The sequence below is a fragment of the Blautia wexlerae DSM 19850 genome (assembly GCF_025148125.1).
Taxonomy (GTDB): Bacteria; Bacillota; Clostridia; order Lachnospirales; family Lachnospiraceae; genus Blautia_A; species Blautia_A wexlerae.
Map to the genome: position 1 here is coordinate 2211027 of NZ_CP102267.1, position 17732 is coordinate 2228758.

19 protein-coding genes are annotated in these 17732 nt (G+C 41.0%); all 19 read left to right on the forward strand.

The genetic code is table 11. The features are described 5' to 3' along the window. Positions 1-94 precede the first annotated feature (94 nt). On the forward strand, positions 95-1018 hold the full coding sequence (gene fabD, locus NQ550_RS10290; RefSeq protein WP_025578808.1) for an ACP S-malonyltransferase: 924 nt from the start codon (positions 95-97) through the stop codon (positions 1016-1018). Between the two features lie 39 nt (positions 1019-1057). Beyond that, positions 1058-1387 (forward strand): winged helix-turn-helix domain-containing protein, encoded by a 330-nt coding sequence (locus NQ550_RS10295; RefSeq protein WP_025578809.1) that lies wholly within the window; start codon positions 1058-1060, stop codon positions 1385-1387. Positions 1388-1573: 186 nt separating this feature from the next. After that, complete coding sequence (locus NQ550_RS10300) at positions 1574-2182, forward strand: hypothetical protein (RefSeq protein WP_025578810.1); 609 nt, start codon at positions 1574-1576, stop codon at positions 2180-2182. A 365-nt stretch (positions 2183-2547) separates the two neighbouring features. Further along, positions 2548-3180: a PBECR4 domain-containing protein gene (locus NQ550_RS10305; protein WP_025578812.1), complete on the forward strand. Its 633-nt coding sequence runs from the start codon at positions 2548-2550 to the stop codon at positions 3178-3180. Positions 3181-3274: 94 nt separating this feature from the next. Beyond that, the gene (locus NQ550_RS10310; RefSeq protein WP_025578814.1) at positions 3275-3454 is read left to right on the forward strand and encodes a hypothetical protein; all 180 of its coding nucleotides are present in this window, start codon (positions 3275-3277) and stop codon (positions 3452-3454) included. A gap of 278 nt (positions 3455-3732) precedes the next feature. Continuing rightward, positions 3733-4089 carry a helix-turn-helix domain-containing protein gene (locus NQ550_RS10315; protein ID WP_025578817.1) on the forward strand — a complete coding sequence of 119 codons (357 nt, stop codon included), beginning with the start codon at positions 3733-3735 and terminating at the stop codon, positions 4087-4089. A 26-nt stretch (positions 4090-4115) separates the two neighbouring features. Continuing rightward, the gene (locus tag NQ550_RS10320) at positions 4116-4571 is read left to right on the forward strand and encodes a sporulation initiation factor Spo0A C-terminal domain-containing protein (RefSeq protein ID WP_025578820.1); all 456 of its coding nucleotides are present in this window, start codon (positions 4116-4118) and stop codon (positions 4569-4571) included. 639 nt (positions 4572-5210) lie between these two features. Next, positions 5211-5756 carry a recombinase family protein gene (locus NQ550_RS10325; RefSeq protein ID WP_025578821.1) on the forward strand — a complete coding sequence of 182 codons (546 nt, stop codon included), beginning with the start codon at positions 5211-5213 and terminating at the stop codon, positions 5754-5756. Positions 5757-5791: 35 nt separating this feature from the next. Further along, entirely contained in the window at positions 5792-6010 is a 219-nt protein-coding gene (locus NQ550_RS10330; RefSeq protein WP_147419244.1) for a DUF6870 family protein, read from the forward strand. A gap of 150 nt (positions 6011-6160) precedes the next feature. Next, entirely contained in the window at positions 6161-7828 is a 1668-nt protein-coding gene (locus NQ550_RS10335; protein WP_025578825.1) for a recombinase family protein, read from the forward strand. After that, the gene (locus tag NQ550_RS10340; protein WP_025578826.1) at positions 7821-9512 is read left to right on the forward strand and encodes a recombinase family protein; all 1692 of its coding nucleotides are present in this window, start codon (positions 7821-7823) and stop codon (positions 9510-9512) included. The genes NQ550_RS10335 and NQ550_RS10340 overlap by 8 nt, the downstream gene beginning before the upstream one ends. Next, entirely contained in the window at positions 9502-11076 is a 1575-nt protein-coding gene (locus NQ550_RS10345) for a recombinase family protein (RefSeq protein WP_025578827.1), read from the forward strand. The genes NQ550_RS10340 and NQ550_RS10345 overlap by 11 nt, the downstream gene beginning before the upstream one ends. A 134-nt stretch (positions 11077-11210) precedes the next feature. Next, positions 11211-11681, forward strand: coding sequence for a hypothetical protein (locus NQ550_RS10350; protein WP_025578828.1), 471 nt, complete (start codon positions 11211-11213; stop codon positions 11679-11681). Next, positions 11675-12421 carry a hypothetical protein gene (locus tag NQ550_RS10355; RefSeq protein WP_242833582.1) on the forward strand — a complete coding sequence of 249 codons (747 nt, stop codon included), beginning with the start codon at positions 11675-11677 and terminating at the stop codon, positions 12419-12421. The genes NQ550_RS10350 and NQ550_RS10355 overlap by 7 nt, the downstream gene beginning before the upstream one ends. Before the next feature lie 61 nt (positions 12422-12482). Then, complete coding sequence (locus NQ550_RS22840) at positions 12483-12968, forward strand: DUF4314 domain-containing protein (RefSeq protein WP_195548977.1); 486 nt, start codon at positions 12483-12485, stop codon at positions 12966-12968. A gap of 91 nt (positions 12969-13059) precedes the next feature. After that, entirely contained in the window at positions 13060-13797 is a 738-nt protein-coding gene (locus tag NQ550_RS10365; RefSeq protein WP_259840064.1) for a hypothetical protein, read from the forward strand. A 121-nt stretch (positions 13798-13918) separates the two neighbouring features. Beyond that, positions 13919-15790, forward strand: coding sequence for a TIGR03960 family B12-binding radical SAM protein (locus NQ550_RS10370; RefSeq protein ID WP_025578446.1), 1872 nt, complete (start codon positions 13919-13921; stop codon positions 15788-15790). Next, entirely contained in the window at positions 15774-16481 is a 708-nt protein-coding gene (locus NQ550_RS10375) for a TIGR03936 family radical SAM-associated protein (protein ID WP_025578444.1), read from the forward strand. Before NQ550_RS10370 ends, NQ550_RS10375 begins: the two co-directional genes overlap by 17 nt. Then, the gene (locus NQ550_RS10380; protein WP_025578443.1) at positions 16465-17679 is read left to right on the forward strand and encodes a ribonuclease E/G; all 1215 of its coding nucleotides are present in this window, start codon (positions 16465-16467) and stop codon (positions 17677-17679) included. Before NQ550_RS10375 ends, NQ550_RS10380 begins: the two co-directional genes overlap by 17 nt. Positions 17680-17732: the final 53 nt, after the last annotated feature.

Consider the following 17732-nt stretch of genomic DNA (forward strand, 5'->3'; position numbering starts at 1 on the left):
AAGAGGTATTGGTAAATATGGAATAATAAAAACTCTTGTATTGTAGATGAAGCAATACGAGAGTTTTTATACATAAGAGTATAGGAGGTTCGTTATGGCAAAAAATATTGCATTTGTTTTTCCGGGACAAGGTGCACAATATTCTGGTATGGGAAATGATTTTTATAATCAATATGAAAAAGCAAAACAAATTTATGATTATGCATCTGAAATTTGTAATATAGATGTAAAAAAAATCTGTTTTGATAGTTCTGACAGTAGAATTCATGAAACAAAATATACACAAATTGCAATTTTTACTACGTCATTAGCAATTTTAGAATGTGTACATGAAATGGGTGTCACTTCAACTGTTAATGCTGGGTTAAGCTTAGGTGAGTATACTGCATTGGCAGCATCAAATGTGATTGATATAAAAGACTTATTTTTATTAGTCAAAAAAAGAGGAAAATATATGCAAGAGGCTTTCCCGACAGGCGGTGCAATGGCTGCGGTTATTGGCCTTTCTGAAAGAGAGGTGGTGGCAATTTGTAATCAGATGAATGGTAATATATATATTGCTAATTATAATTGTCCCGGACAAATAGTCGTAACAGGGGAAAAGGCTGTAGTGGAAGCATCGTATGAAATATTTCAAAAAAAAGGAGCAAAGATGGTTTTACCGTTAAATGTTAGTGGACCATTTCATTCGCCATTATTAGAAACGGCTAAAAAGAAACTTGAAATTAGTTTGAAAGATGTACAAATTAATAATTTTATCATTCCCTATGTATCAAATGTTAATGCAAAATATATTAATTATAGTTGTGATATTAAATCATTACTTTCTGAGCAAATTGTTTCTTCTGTGAAATGGCAACAGAGTATAAAAGAAATGATAAGACAGGGGGTAGATTTGTTTATTGAAGTAGGTCCGGGATCAACATTGACAAATTTGATTAGAAAAATTGACCCTGGCGTAGAAGTGCTAAATATTCAAGCTGTGGGAGATATGAAAACTTTGTTGAAAGTTAATTGAAGTTATTATAGAAAACAATAGTGTAATAGAGGAAGAAAAATGAGAAATGTTTTTCCAGAATATAAATCTGAAATTGTATTAGGAAATGGTAAATTTCAACTTGATCCCATGTCATATACTGTTATTTATGAAGGAAAAGAAATCAGCTTAGCTCCCAGGGAATTTGAAGTTCTGTATCTTTTAGCCCAAAGGCCAAATTGGGTTATTCCAAAGAAGAATATCTATTGTTCGGTCTGGGGGAGTAATTATTATGATGATCAGATTCCGTACAAAACAGTGGAACATGTAGTATGGAAGATACGAAAAAAGATGGGGTATGATATTATAGAAACATTGATCAATGTAGGATATAGACTAAAAAAGATGTAAAGGCGAGATAGTGTGAGTAAAAGTTTGTATATTCTGATTGAATTTTTGGGAGATACGCCATATAATATTGGCAACTATAAGAAGGTGCGTACATACGTCATTTGACTAAATATCACGTTGTAACTAGAAATTGAGATAAACCCTTACAGAGCTTTTGTGGATAATCCAAAGAAAAGGAGGCTGACTATGAACGTATATGAAGAAATAGATCAGGAAACAATGATGTTGCTTTTAGATTCCTTGTGTAAACGGACAGTGGAGGGAAAACAGATATGGGAAAATATGGAGTATAATCCTATTTCCTTTTTACAGAAAGATATTTATGAAAAAGAAGGTACCTGTATATCACAAATGTTTGAAGCAACGACAGTGTTCAATAACATTGAATATGAATTAGAGCTTTCAGAGTCAATCGAACTTCCGTCTGGCAAGGGAGATATTTTTGGAACAATTTCTTATGAAACAGAAGGCGGAGAAAATAATACGTATGATTTCTCTTTATCTTTTGATTTAGAGAAATATGATGATGCGAATGCGGAAGAATTGCAGGGTATTTTTGGGAACTCAATCATTGTACAGTTTACAGATGCAATAGTGGGAGTATTTGAAAATTCAGATGCGGTAGCTGAAGGATTTGCTTATGCAAGATACTATCATCAAACAGGAATTGATTCGGAATGGGAAACCAATCCTCTTGTGAAACTTGGAGAGAAACTGATGCAAGAGCACGCAATGCTGGATTTTCATAAAATAGTATTGGATACAGATTCTAGGGAGCGTTTATTGAAACGGTAAGTAACGGGTTATAATAAGATACAACCAATCAATTTTTTGTGGAAACTATTGATATTTCTTAGGGTATCGCATATAATATAATTAAGCCAAAAGGTTTCGTGTAGCGGCACGTAAAAGCTGTACTGTGCCCGGGCAGGGTAATTACTGGGACTATTTGATACTCGGAAGGGTATTACGCCCACACCAGGGAGATACGGTGAGTCCGCGCCGGGGACTCAATGATACCGGCGACATTTTAGACATTCGGAAGGATGTCGCGGCTGACAGCCAGCATAAAACCGCTTTTTAAGATTATGGGCGCTGGATAACAAAAAAGTTGTCCAGTGCTGTTTTTTTATACTATAGTGATGATTGGGAAAAGATAGATGGGAAAACAACAGGATAGAGAGAAAATTGTACAGGAGATTAAAGTGGCTGCTGATCTGTATAGGAAGCATTTAGTAGGTAAAAGATTTCTATATGTATTTGAAGGCAGATATATTGAGGTGCTTTATAAAGCTGCCAATTTTAGGCACTTGACAGGTGTGGCCACGAACCTTTCAGCAAAAAAGTTTTATAGTTATGCAGCAAAAAAGATGCTTCAGGCTTCGCAGATATTTTTTACACCGCAGCACCCTTTTTCATTGTGTAAGCGTAAGATTAAGCATATCGGACAGATTGCAATGCTGGCTGGCTCAGAAGGATTTATGCTGGAAGAGATTGTTACAGATACGAGAAATTATAAGTTTGGCACAACAGATCTTAATTTTACTCTATGCTTAAATAAAGAGTATGATGATAAGGGGCAGCAAAAGGGCGATTGCTTTGTAGTAGAATCGCTGCGAGATGAAGATTGCTTCTCTAAAAGTAGAACAGCATATACAGTAACTCATATTTTTTCAGCACCGAATGATGCGAAAAAATATACAAATTTACTGTTTTTAGATGAAAATGCAACGATAGACGGTCTTCCAGATGAAATTAAGAACATGCTGGATCAAACTTTATTACATAAATAAAAATGGAGCGTACAGGTCTTGGCGTATAGAAAATACTGCAGGATCTTTTTGCGAAAGAATTTTTAAGATATGAGAGAAAAGAGGTGCTTTCTATATGGCTACATCAAGTATCCTTACAGAGCTTGTGATTGAAGACCCCAAAAAGGCAGAAGCATTTATTAACGCACTGGAAATGTCCAGTCAAGAACCAGTATGTAGCCCGTCTGCCCCGTCCATTCCCATATTAGATAGTGTGGAAGATATACGGAGGTTCCTGGAAAGAAAAAACAAATAAGCCTATGTATTGGCAAATATCTTAGATGAATAGAAGCTATTGGAGAGGAGTCGATATGTGACGTTCTCTCCTTTTTTATGCCTAAATGAAGAGATAATGCAGTGCTTTTTCGTAAATGGTGCAAAAATCGTTTTCAACTCGTTCAGATATAATAAATCTCTAAAACCAAAAAAGGAAAGAAATGGTAATGAAACAGAAAAATCTTGCCTCCATAGTCCATTACCAGGGAAAGGATTTGTAATTATAATAGAGCCTGTAATCAACGAGGAGATAAAAGAATGCAGAATGAACTTTGTATTGTAGCAGATGCAATAAAAGCCTTGCGGGAAGCCAGGGGGCTGACCCAGGAGCAGCTTGCGGAAAAAGCAGATATTTCCGTATCCCATCTGGCAAAAATCGAAACACATGCCAGGGCCATGGGCATGAAAACTTATATCCGGCTGTTGGAAGCTATGGATATTCCCATAAAAGAACACTTCATGCACATGGGTACAGCGAAAAAAGATATGATGCTGAAGGAAAAGATCTGGTATCTGGTACAGGATTGTAATGAATGGGAAACCAGCCTTTTGATTTATTCGATAGAAGGAATTAAAAAAGGGTTAAAGGAATATCAGCAAGACAGCAGGAAGTGAGAATACAGACGGGGAGGAAAAGGGAAATGTTATCAAAAGAAAAGGTGGAAGCAGTATTATTTAAAATGGGAATGCCGGCCAATGTGAAAGGATTTGGCTATATTGTAGACAGTGTTTTGCTTCTGGAAGAAGACAGCAAGATTAAAACGACATATCTGTATTTTAAGGTGGCCCAGCAACATGGCACGACAGGACAGAGGGTAGAACGGGCAATCCGTCATGCGTTTGATATTGTCCGAAGCTGCAGAGGTGATTATGATGTGGTGAACCATTATATCGGTTTTATTAACTGTGCCAATTCTCCTTCCTTATCCATGCTTACAATGAAGATACGGGAAGAAGCACTGGAAGTACAGGAACCAAAACCGGAAAAGAAAGAAGAAAACGTAATTACAGGAATTACCGAAGCCCGGCTTCTGGAGTTAATGCGGCAGGCATACACAGAATTCTGGGCAGATATGATTATCCGGTTAAAGAAATAAAGAGAAATGCAGACAGAAAACAGTCTGCCAAAACACATCAGGGTTATGGTGTCTTTTGGCAGGCTGATGTTTTCAGCCGGAGAGAACCTTGAAAACTGAATATCGGTATGGTGATATTTTTTTGAAACAAACGTGTCATTTCTGACGCTAAAATATAGAAATATCTTAAAGGACACAAAACATTTCGGCACATTCTATTTTGTATGATGCAGGGTCAAGAGCTGTGCGAAGATACATTTGTCCGCAGTGGCAGCAAGTAAGGCAGAAAAGAAGCGGATCAAACAAGGAATCGTAGAAGATGAAGGAAAAGTGTGAGCAGCGCCCAGACATAGGCTGTTGGTGGCAGGCAGCCTGAAAGCCGAATGATAATGATACCTTTGCATAAAAACACTGCAACCAGGGTAGCGTCTGGGACATGCTGCAGCGAGAAAGGGGGCTGCAGGGTGTCAGGCGGCCAGCCGGGCCGGTCCTACATGCTCCCGTTCACACCGGGGTGAGAAAATGAAAAAATCATGCTGGCAGGGAAAGCCCTGCCGGTATGGTGTGTGAAACAGGTTCATTTTAGGGCTATGGGGAAACAACAGGTTTCCTCATAGCCCTGGAATGAAAACAGGAGCAAAAGAAAGAGGAGGCAGAGCAATGAAGAGAGAGAGGTTACAGAAACTGTTTTCAGAAGATAAAGAGATCTTTCAGGGAGGAATGCTGTTTCCTACATGGATCTGCAAAGGAAAAGAAGAGATAGAAAATAGGAATATTCCCCAGCGTGCGGCAGTGTATCTGGATATTCCCATTCCCTGTGCCGGGCTTTTGTATTATGAAAAAGAAAAAAGCCTGCATTACTGTGAACAGCAGACATACCAGGTGGTTACTTTGTTGGAAGGTGTAGGGTGTGATTATTCCATAGAAAAAGAAAACTGGCAGAGGCTGGCAGTGCTTGCACGAAAAGGCATGATTGATGTGATTGTGGTATCCGGACTCAGTAGGTTATCCTATTGTCCGGAAGAAATTTTACAGACAATGGAAATGCTCCAGTCTTTTCAGGTACAGATAGATTGTATCGGTTATGGAATTTTAGACTATGCCAGACTGAAACAGTATTTAATGCACACCTGGGAGAAACAGGAACAGTTTGAGCAGGAGTTAGATGCGTATCTGTGCAGTTGCTGTACTAGGGAAAGGATATAATGCTCTCGCGGGCAGAACTGCTGAAGATGCGGGAAATGACGTTTGAAGACATTGACCCGAAAGAGATACAAGATGTAGAGAAACTGAATATTGATGTAAAAAAGAGCAAACCGGAGAAGATCCGGGAAATCCTGGAGTCCGGAAAGAATCCTTATTTTCTGAAATATAAGGGGATCACCATAAAGATTGGGTTTGCTTCTACCAACCGTACCATAGAGGAAGCCATAGAAAGCCTTGTGCAGATGAAATGGTAAAGCCACGACAGGGATAGGGAAGAATGCGGATTGTTGGCAGATTACAGGGTGGACAAACCTTCTGGACTATGGTAGGATGATGGCAAGGACCCAGTAGCCTCTATCATTTAGGGAATCGGCTGACGAATCTAAATGATAGGAGCGAATACAATGAAAAATCAAATACTTAAAAAAATCTATCGTGCGGTTGTTTACCTGCGCCTTTCTGATGAAGACGGTGATAACAGGGAAAGCGACAGCATATCAAACCAGAGGATACTGATTCATAGCTTCCTGAAGAGCCACCCTGAAATTCAGGTGGTAAAAGAATGTGTGGATGATGGATATACCGGCACAAACTTTAACCGCCCTGGTTTTCAGGAAATGCTGCGTATGCTGGAAGAGGGGGAAGCAGACTGTATTATTGTCAAAGACCTTTCTCGCTATGGAAGGGACTTTTCCGGTGTTTTACAGTATGTGGAACGTATCCTGCCGAAAATGGGTGTGCGCCTGATCCTTGTCAATGACAATTATGACAGCCTCACGCCAAATCGTGATTTCCTTACCCTGAGATTTAAAAGTTTAATCAATGACCTTTATCCTGCGGATACTTCCAAAAGTGTGCGTTCCCATTTGTATGTCAAAATGACAGCCGGGCAGTGTGTAGCGCCTTTTGCTTTTTATGGTTATCTGAAATCCGAAGAGGATAAACATAAGCTGGTTATGGATGAAGTGGCAGCTTCTGTTGTACGGGATATTTACCACATGAAAATGCAGGGCTACAGCCTGACAGATATATCCGAAGAATTGAACCGGCGTGGGGTCTTGACACCTCTTCGGTATAAGCAGGTGTATTTAAAACAGAAATTAAAGACAGGGTTCCGCTTGACGGAAAAACCGGTCTGGATGCCAACTATGGTACGTCGTATCCTTCTTGATGAACGCTATACCGGAGTGCTGATACAGGGAAAAACAACAACGCCAAACCATAAAGTAAAGGTTGTGATCCACAAAGAGGAAGCTGAGTGGATACGGTACGAAAATGCCTTTGAGCCGGTTATCAACAGACACCAATATGAAGTGGTAGGTAACCTGATGAAAATGGATACCATGAGAGGTGCAAAGGGGCTAGCGCTTCTTTCAGGCCTGGTAAAATGTGGGGACTGTAAAGAAAGCATGGTACTGAAAAGCCCAGATAAAGTTCACCACTATTATGTATGTTCGACTTCCCTTTATGAAAAGCAGTGCAGTTCCCATAGTATCAGTGAGAAAAAACTGGTAGGAGCTGTGACAGAGGCAATCCTGCATTATATTTCTGTTCTGATGGAGCTGAAAGAGATACTGGCGTATGTAAAAACTGCCTCAATCCCAAGACAGCGGCTTTTGGAAGAAGACAAAAAACTGGAGATGCTGGAAAAGGAGAGCCAGAGGATTTTAAACATTAAAGTAAAACTGTATGACAGTTTTGCAGAAGAAATCTTGGACCGGACAGAATTTGAAACCTTCAAAGCAAAGTATGACCAGTCTTTAGAGGAAATCCGGCAGGCAATGGAGTGCCAGCAAAAGGAAATCCGAAATTTGCAGGAAACCCTTGAAAAACAGCAGGAGTGGCTGGAATATTTTCTGGAATACCGAGACCGGACGGAAGTGGATCGCTTAATGCTGGTAAATCTGGTCAAACGGATTGAGGTATATGAGCAGAAGCGCATTATCATTCATTTTTGGTTTGAAGATGAATTTGAAAAGGTATTGGGACTACTGGAAACTGTAAACAGAGCAAAGCCGGACCGGAAAGTGGAAGCCTTCCTGAAAGGAAAGGGGGCGGAAGCAAGTGCCTAAGATAAGCAAAAGAGGACAGAAAAGACAAAGCAGCAAGCCGGAAATGAAGTATCTGAGAACCTATATTTATGTAAGGCTTTCCGAAAGGGACGGAGGGCATGGCAGAAGGGATTCCATTTATATCCAAAAACAGATCTGTGAAGACTACGCAAAGAAACACCCTGAAATGCTGGTGGTAAAAGTCTATGCAGATAATGGTGTGACAGGTACAACGTTCCAAAGGGACGCATTTGAAGAGTTGATGGAAGATGTGGCAAATAAAAAGGTTGACTGCATCATTGTAAAGGATTTTGCCCGGTTTGGACGGGACGCCTTAGATGCTGTAGATTTGATTGATGTGATTTTCCCAACCTTAAATATCCGGTTTGTTTCCGTTATGGACGAATATGACAGTGCAAACCCGGCTTGTGTAGAAGACCGGACCACCAATATTTTGAAACACTTTATGAATGATTATTATGCCAGGGAAGTTTCAGAGAAACTGGTACAGGCGCACCGGCTGTCCAGGGAACGGGGAGAGTTCTGGGGATCCAGACCTCCTTATGGATACCAACGAGCAGAGGAAAACAGTAAGAAGCTGGTGCCGGAACCAGAGGAAGCAGAAATAATCCGGCAGATTTTTTACTGGTATGTGTTTGAAGAAATGTCAAGCTATGATATAGCAAGGGAACTGAATGGCAGAAAGGTATTAGGACCGGAAGACAGCTACCAGAAAAGGAAACAGGGAAAGGAGCCGGAAAAAAGGCGGTTATGGAGATCAGACGGTATCCGGAAGATTTTACAGAACCCCGTTTATATAGGTGCTGCTGTTTATGGGAAAACAAAACAGATGCTTGCACAGAATATTCCCCTTCAGATGATACCAAAAGAGCAGTGGGAAGTGTGTGAAAATGCCTGGGAAGCAGTTGTGGAACGGGCAATTTATGAGAAAGCACAGGAAATTGCAAAGGAACGCTGGAAAGATACGTTGGATAACTGGGCTGCAAACCCAAAAGAAAAACAGGGGGCAGATGGTCCTTTTAAGGGAAGGATTTTCTGTGGACATTGCGGAAAACGCCTTGGAAGGAGCAGGAGCGGAGGCAATGAGAAACATAAATATATGGTTTATAAATGTCCTTCTTTTTCCCTTACAGATCATACGGAATGTTTCCGGACGGTGAATGAAATCTACATCAATCAGGCAGTCAAGGCAGCACTTCGCTACCAGATCCAGCTTGCTGTAGAAAGTAAGAAAACCTATGGTGCAGAGTTTTATCAAAAGCTGGAGCAGGAGGTAGCAGAAAAAATAAAAAATGCCAGACAGAAGTATGAGAAGTATGGAAGAAAACTGGAAACCTTGTTTGAGCATTATGCTACCGGGCTGTTGGACTGCAAGGAATATCAGGAGATTAAATCAATCTATCAGGAAGAACAGCAAGCAGCCAGGCAGAATATGAAGCAGATACAGCTTCGTGGACAGCACCTGTTAGATCAGGTGAAGGCAAGAATGGATTGGACAGAGGAACTTCTAAAGTACCAAAGATTTCAGAAGATAGAGAAAGGAATTGCGGACCGCTTTATTGAAAAGATTACGGTATATTCCAAAGACTATGTGGAAATCGTGTTCTGGTTTGGGGATTTATTTGAAAAGGAGCTGGAAAAAGAACTGGACAATATGGAAGGAGGTCTTCCGTATGCAGTGTGATTTTGTTTTTGCTTATCTGCGTCTTTCCAGAGATGATAAAGAAAAAATGGAGGAAAGCAACAGCATTAAAAATCAAAGGCTTTTAATTCAGCACTTTGTAGAAAACCAGCCGGAGTTTGCAGGGGCAAAGCTTTTCTTCTTTGTAGATGACGGTTACAGCGGTACAACGTTTGACCGCCCGGAATTTAAGCGCATGATGGGGCTGATTACCAGGAGAAAACGGATCTGTATCATTGTCAAAGATTTGAGCCGCCTGGGAAGGGATACCATAGAAACACAAAACTATATCGAAAAAATATTTCCGTTCCTTGGGGTGCGTTTCATTTCAATCAATGATTTTTATGACAGCAGCCAGAAACCTTCCGAAAGAAAGGATACGGAGATTAAATTTAAGAACCTGATCAATGGGATTTATCCCCAGATTTGTTCCGACAATATCAAAAAAGTTATGAGGAAACAGGCTGAAATGGGACAATATCATGGTTCAATCCCAACATACGGATATTGCTTCCATGACGGTGTTCATACAAAACTTCATCTGGATACGGAGGCAGCTTCCGTTGTAAGGGGGATTTTCGACCAAAGGTTGGAAGGAAAGACCTATGCAGACATTGCCAGGGACCTGAATAAAAAAGAAGTTGAAACACCTACCGTATATCTTCAAAGGAAAGGCTGGGCGCCGGAAGCAAAGAAATCTGTGAAATTCTGGGACGGAAATTTAGTAAAGCTGATTTTGTTTAATCCGGTTTATGCAGGACTGACGGTAAGAGGAAAAACAGAAACCAGGGTTCCGTCAAAAAGAGAGTACCGATATATTTCAAGAGAGGATTGGATTTGCGTAAAAGGAGGACACGAAGCGATTGTAACGGAGCAGGAGCTTCAGAAGGTCCAGGACATGGTACAGAAGGGCAAAAAATATCATGGGTCTACACCGTCTTCGGAGAATATTTTTGCAGGCTTGATCCGCTGCGGGCATTGTGGTCGGAAAATGCGGATACGGACAGAATACAAAGAAAAGCCGATTTATTGTAAAAGTGTTACGACAGCCCCCAATGCTTCCTGTTATCCAAAGAAATATAAGCAGAAAGAGTTGGAAGAACTGGTGCTAATTATGATAAGACAGCAGGCAGCCCTTGCAGAGGATACCATAAAGCAGTTAAAGAAAGCCAATCAGACTTTGAATATTCCGAAACTCCGATATCGGAAAAAGCAATATGAAAAGAAGTTGGCGCTTTGTAAACAGGAGAAAATGGAATTGTATGAACAATATGCAGAAGAACAGATTTCCCTGAAGGATTACTTGGCACGAAAACAAACTTGTATGGAGAAGACAGCAGCTTATCAGCAAAAGATACAGGAGATAGAAGCAAAAATTTTAAAGGGGGAGGAGGAAAAACAAAAGGAGAAATCAGAGGGACTGCAACTTTTTGTAAAATATAAGGGATTGGAAGAGCTATCTTATGGAGTTCTGCATGAGCTGATTGAAGTCATAAATTTTTATGATCCGGAACATATTGAAATTGTATGGAAATACAGGGACGAATTTCTGGAAGCAGTAGGATAAGAAAGAACCGGGAGAGCTTATTGTCCTGGATTCCGGTAGAGAAAAAGATTTCATAAAAGAGGAGGAAAACGCTGCGGTGTATTCCTCTTCTTTGTATTAGGAGAAAATTAGGCAAAGAAGATGGGGGAGGAGCCATGTATCTTGAAACATATTCTATGGAAGAACTGATGGAGCTGATAGAAGAGAAAGGGTATTGCTCTGTGGAGGCAGTAGAAATCCTGAAAGAAATGGAACAGGCAAAAAAAGAGTATGATTTTTTACTCCGGGACTGTGAGGAAAAAGCGTGGAAAACAGACCAGGTGGTAGTTGATTATTACCGACATCTCTTAGACGAATTACGGAAAGCGTTGCCCTATGATGCTATGGGAGGTCAGCACACGATTCCGATTCTGGTATTGCAAGAGTTCCGGAAACAGGATATTGTAGAAAAAATCAGGAATTTTATAGGCTGTCAGGCTGGGTTTTCTGATCATGATCTGTTACAGGAAATACAGAAATTTATTACCGTACATCTGGACCCGCAGGGAATTATCCTCTATATGGATGTACTGGGGAATCAGCCAGTGGCAAGGAATGCTTACAAACAGGGAGGACAAATGTGGTAAAAGAAAGAGTATTGGCGGTTCCGGATACAAGCATTTTTATTGCAGAACTGCCGGAAGCGACCAGAAACATCATAAGAAAAGACTTAGAAGAACACGCAAGAGAACATCATTACCGGCTGGAGTGGGATTTGAAAAATAAAGACTATGTAGCAATGAGCCGGAGATTTTGCGATATGGAAGACATTTATATGGATACCCATCTGCATTTTTGTGAGGCAGGGGAGGATATAGAGCCCTATGAAAAAAGCCTGCAGCGGACCATTTCTATCAGGTTATATCAAGACGAAGTAGAAGAACTCTGTAGGAAGTCTGGAAAAGTTGGGCTGTCAATCGGTGAACTGTTTGAAAACTTTGTTGCAGATTTGATTTGTGGTACACATACCAATGGTTCTGATGAACGCATGTATATTGAGCAATGGTTTGACCGGTGCTATTTCAGTATTATGCCAGAGGAAACATTTTTATCTTATCTGCTTGAAATGCGGGAGATAGACAGTGTTTTGGAATGCTGGGAAATCTTGCAGGAGTTGAAGGATCTGGAAGAGCCGGATTGTTATGATAAAGAGGAACTGGAGATACAGCAGAACACTTTGGAAGAATATTTTCAGGAATATAGAACCTATACAAGAGAACCGACAGAAGACCAGTTGGAAGCTGCTATGGAAAAGGTGCTGGAATGGAATAAGGAAAGAGAGCATTTGTTGGAAGGGACTGTTCCAGAGAAGTCTTTGGGGCGGTAGCCGGATTGGAGAAAGGAAGAAAACAGTGATAAGTAATGCGGAAAGAATTGTGTTAAGAAATATGTACCCACCAGGGTGTCGGGTAGAGTTGGAAGATATGGAGGCTGATCCGTATGTAAAACTGAGTCCCGGTGATTTAGGAACTGTACAGTTTGTAGATGATGCCGGACAGATTCATGTATCCTGGGATTGCGGACACAGCCTTGCTATGGTATTTGGTGTAGATCATTGTAGATGTGTTATGAGGGAGGATCGTTTGCAGGAGATATTACAAAGAGTACAGGCTATGCCATTTGAGAGTTTGGAAAAAATGGAACTGTATATTACAGAAAAATTATCAGGGGCTTTCCCTAAAATCAGCTTTCAGGAGAGAGAAGGGCAGGAGGTTATTGCAGATATGGGAGTTGCCGCATTTATGAAGAAAGATCTTGGTGTAGCAATTCAATATGAAGCTGACAGTCAGCAACACATCTTTATAAAAAAGATGGAAATTCAAGGACAGGAATTGGAGAGGAAAAATCCTTTTCCAGTACAGAAGAAGCGATAAGAATGATTTTCTTTAATTGCAAAAATCGACAATTTTTTTTGGATATTACTTGACAGGATAGGGAAAAACATTGCTTCTCTATGATATCGCCATGAAACTGTCCAGGCGTCAGCAGATATGCATGATTCACTGCGGTAATGCCGGAAAAGAATGGAAAATACTGCATAAACGTTTACAGCGTATTGCTTTTCTTTCGGACAATCAGCTGACCGAAAATACAGAGTTGAAACATTACAGTGCAGTTCTGGTAGACGAAGCACATTTACTTTCTTCAGAAAAACTGCAGATTCTGTTAACGCAATCGGAGGGGGAGTTTCCCGTAATATTTTCCAGTGATTCCGAAGATGCCATATGTCCTGAAGAGTTAGGGGTAAATACATTAAAACTTATAGAAAACCTGCCGGAAATCCAGATGTTTCACTTAACCAACCGCATCCGTACCAATGCGGAACTTTCCTCATTTATCCAGAATATGCTACACCTTACAGACAGAAAAACCTCCAAACCCTATCCGCATGTTTCTGTTGTATATGCAAATAATGAAGAGGAGACTGCTGCCTTACTGGAAGATTATATACATCAGGGTTATGAATATGAGATTACTGCCGTGAGAGACATAAAACGTCTTGTTATCATATTGGACGAACGATATTACTATGATCAGAACAGATATCTGCGTTCAAAACATTTCAAAGAAGGCAGGTCTGATGTCCGTAATTTATTTCACCAGCTGAATCAGGCCAAAGAGGAACTTTCTATAATTGTCAGAGAAAATACATATGTATACGAAACATTACTCACGCTTTTACAGCCTGATACTGTCAGATAAAAACTGCAAACTATCCGACTCTCCCTTGAAATCCCCCACCATTCCGTATATAATAGGAATATTGTGGGGGATTTTCCCTGCTTAACACAATGTTGATACAATAACCTCTGAAAGGAATACTATGAGAACTCTAGCTTTAAGCGATGAAATTTTAATGAAAGTTGACAAGGCTGCCCGTTACATCGGTGGTGAAGTCAACTCTGTAATGAAAGATAAGAATGACGTAGATATCCGCTTTGCCATGTGCTTCCCGGATGTTTATGAAATCGGTATGTCCAATCTGGGCATGATGATCCTCTACAACATGTTCAATGAACGTGAGGATGTCTGGTGTGAGCGTGTCTTTTCTCCGTGGATGGATCTGGATAAAATTATGCGTGAGGAACATATTCCTCTCTTTGCCCTGGAATCCCAGGAGCCTGTAAAGGAGTTTGATTTCCTTGGTATTACCCTTGGATATGAGATGTGCTATACCAATGTGCTTCAGGTACTTGACCTGAGCCATGTTTCACTTCTGGCAAAGGATCGTAAGGAAGATGACCCTATCGTCATCGGCGGCGGTGCATGTGCATATAATCCGGAACCGATCGCAGAATTTTTTGATATGTTTTATATTGGCGAGGGTGAGACTGTCTATGATGCTTTGTTTGATGCATATAAGGCAAACAAGGCAGCAGGCGGCTCCAGAGCAGACTTCCTGTTTGCAGCTTCCCAGATTCCCGGAATTTATGTTCCCTCTTTATACAATGTAACCTACAAAGAAGACGGCACCATTGCTTCCTTTACACCTGCAAAAGAGGGTGTACCTGAGAAAGTCTGTAAACAGCTGATCACCGATGTCACTAAAGACTACCGCGTGATCAAAGCTCCTGTAGTTCCATTTATTAAAGCTACTCAGGATCGTGTTACTCTGGAAATCCAGCGTGGCTGTATCCGCGGATGTCGTTTCTGTCAGGCAGGTATGATCTACCGTCCTACCAGAGAGCGCAATGTGGAGGATTTAAAGGCAAGTGCCAGAGAAATGCTTCAGAATACAGGACATGAGGAGATTTCCTTAAGTTCTCTAAGCTCCAGTGATTATTCTGAGCTGAAGGAACTGGTAAACTTCCTGATCGAAGAATTTCATGGCAATGCTGTCAATATATCTCTGCCATCCCTGCGTATCGATGCTTTTGCCCTGGATGTTATGAGCAAGGTACAGGATGTAAAGAAGAGCAGCCTTACTTTTGCACCGGAAGCAGGCTCCCAGCGTCTGCGTAATGTTATCAACAAAGGTCTGACAGAAGAGAATATTCTTCATGGTGCAGGTGAAGCATTCAAAGGTGGATGGAATCAGGTAAAGCTTTACTTCATGCTCGGACTTCCAACTGAAACAGAAGATGATATGAAAGGTATTGCTCATCTTGCTCAGAAAATTGCAGAAACTTATTATGAAGAAGTGCCGAAAGAAAAACGTAATGGCAAGGTTCAGGTCAATGTAAGTACCTCTTTCTTTGTACCGAAACCATTTACCCCATTCCAGTGGGCAGGTATGTACAGAGAGGAAGATTTCGTGGAGAAAGCAAAGGTCGTAAAAAGCGAGATCCGCGCACAGTTAAACCAGAGAAGTATCCGCTACAGCTGGCATGAGCCGGATGTAACGATTCTTGAAGGTTTCCTTGCAAGAGGTGACCGCCGTTGTTCAAAAGTTATCCTCAGAGCATATGAAAAAGGTGCGATCTACGATGCATGGTCAGAGAGTTTTGACTATAATATATGGAAAGAATCTTTTGTGGAAACCAACACAGATATTGATTTCTATACTCTCAGAGAACGTTCCACAGATGAGATCCTTCCATGGGATTTCATTGATGCAGGAGTGACCAAGAAGTTCCTGATTCACGAATGGGAACAGGCAAAGAAAGAAACCGTAACACCAAACTGCCGTCAGAAATGTTCCGGCTGTGGTGCTATGCGTTATGGCGGAGGTGTATGTTATGAAGGTAAGAATTAAATTCAGCAAAGAGGGTCCTGTGAAATTTGTGGGACATCTGGATACCATGCGTTATTTTCAGAAGGCTATCCGCAGAGCCAATCTTCCGGTTGCTTTTTCCGGTGGATACAGTCCGCATATGATCATGTCTTTTGCCGCACCATTAGGAGTTGGTACGGAAAGTCTGGGAGAGTACTTCGATCTGGAGCTGGCAGAGACAGTTCCTACTTCAGAGATCACAAGACGTCTGGATGCAGTGATGGTAGAAGGGGTACATGTAATCAGTACCCGTCAGGTTGAGGACGGAAAGGCGGGTAAGGCAATGTCACTGGTGGCAGCAGCCGATTATTATGTAGAATTTCGTCCGGGAAAAGAGCCTGAAATTTCCTGGAAAGATAAAATCAGTGATTTCCTGGCGCAGCCGGAGATCACAGTAATGAAAAAGACCAAACGAAGCGAAAAGGAAATTGATATTCGTCCGTTTATCTATAAGATGGAACTTCAGGGAGACAAGATCTTTATGATGCTTGCTTCCGCAAGTGCCAATTACACAAAACCGGAACTGGTAACAGATACATTCTTTTCATGGCTTGGCATAGAACTTCCGGAATTTGCTTATTCCATCAAACGTCTGGAAGTATACGCAGATAAAGGAACAGAGGAAGAACATAAATTTGTAACTCTGGAAGCACTGGGTGAAGAAGTTGAGTAAACTGATTATTACCCAAATGAATATCCGCCAGATTCCATGCTATGTATGTGCGTATGAAGAAGACGGTAAAGTAATGGAACTGCGCTTCGAACCTGTTGGGGAGAAATCTTCTCTTGGAAATATTTATGTTGGACAGATAGAGAATATAGCTGCCAATATCGGTGCTGCATTCGTACAGATTTCTGCCGGGGAAAAATGCTACCTGCAGCTTTCCGATGCTCCAAATGCGATTTATGCTTCTGTAAAAAAAGGTGACCGCCCATTAAAGGCAGGAGATGAAATCCTTGTGCAAATCAGCCGGGAAGCAATGAAGGGAAAACTACCGGCTGTAACCACGAATCTGAATTTTACAGGCAAATATCTGGTTCTTACAACCGGCGATAAGAAATTTGGTCTGTCTTCCAAACTTTCCAATGATGACAGAAGCCGTATCAGTAAGTGGATGGAAGCAGAAGTTAACCGTCCGGATAAAGAGTTTGGTATCATCGTTCGTACAAATGCAGCAGATGCATCAAAAGAAGAAATACTGAAAGAACTGGAATACCTGAAGGGCCTGTATCATAAGGCTGCTGTAGACGGAAGATCCCGTACCTGTTTCAGCTGCGTATATAGAACAGAGCCTTTTTATATCTCTGCGGTCCGCGACGCCAACAGCCGGAACCTGGAAGAGATCATAACAGATATCCCTGAGATATCCCGACAGATTTCTGACTATCTTAACAGTAACAGCCCGGAGGAAAAAGAGAAGCTGCGGTTTTATGATGATAAACTTCTCCCTCTTTACAAACTTTATCGCCTGGAAACTGTCTTAGAAGAAATCCAGCATGAGAAAGTCTGGCTGAACAGTGGTGGATTTCTGGTGATCCAGCAGACAGAAGCCTTCGTATCCATTGATGTAAACAGCGGAAAGTTTACAGGCAAAAAGAAAATGCAGGAAACTTACCGAAAAATCAATTTGGAGGCAGCAAAGGAAATTGCCAGACAGCTGCGTCTCAGAAACCTGTCCGGAATTATCCTGATTGATTTTATTAACATGGAAAATCCGGATCATCAGGATGAACTGTTTCATGTCCTGCAAAAATATCTGCGCAAAGATCCGGTGAAGGCAAAAGCAGTAGACATCACTCCACTACACATCCTGGAACTTACCAGAAAGAAAGTACGAAAACCGGTGATTGAGGAAATCAGAGAATTATAGTTTGTCATAATATAATTATGTAAATCATAGCAATCCTCGCAAATAATGCATTT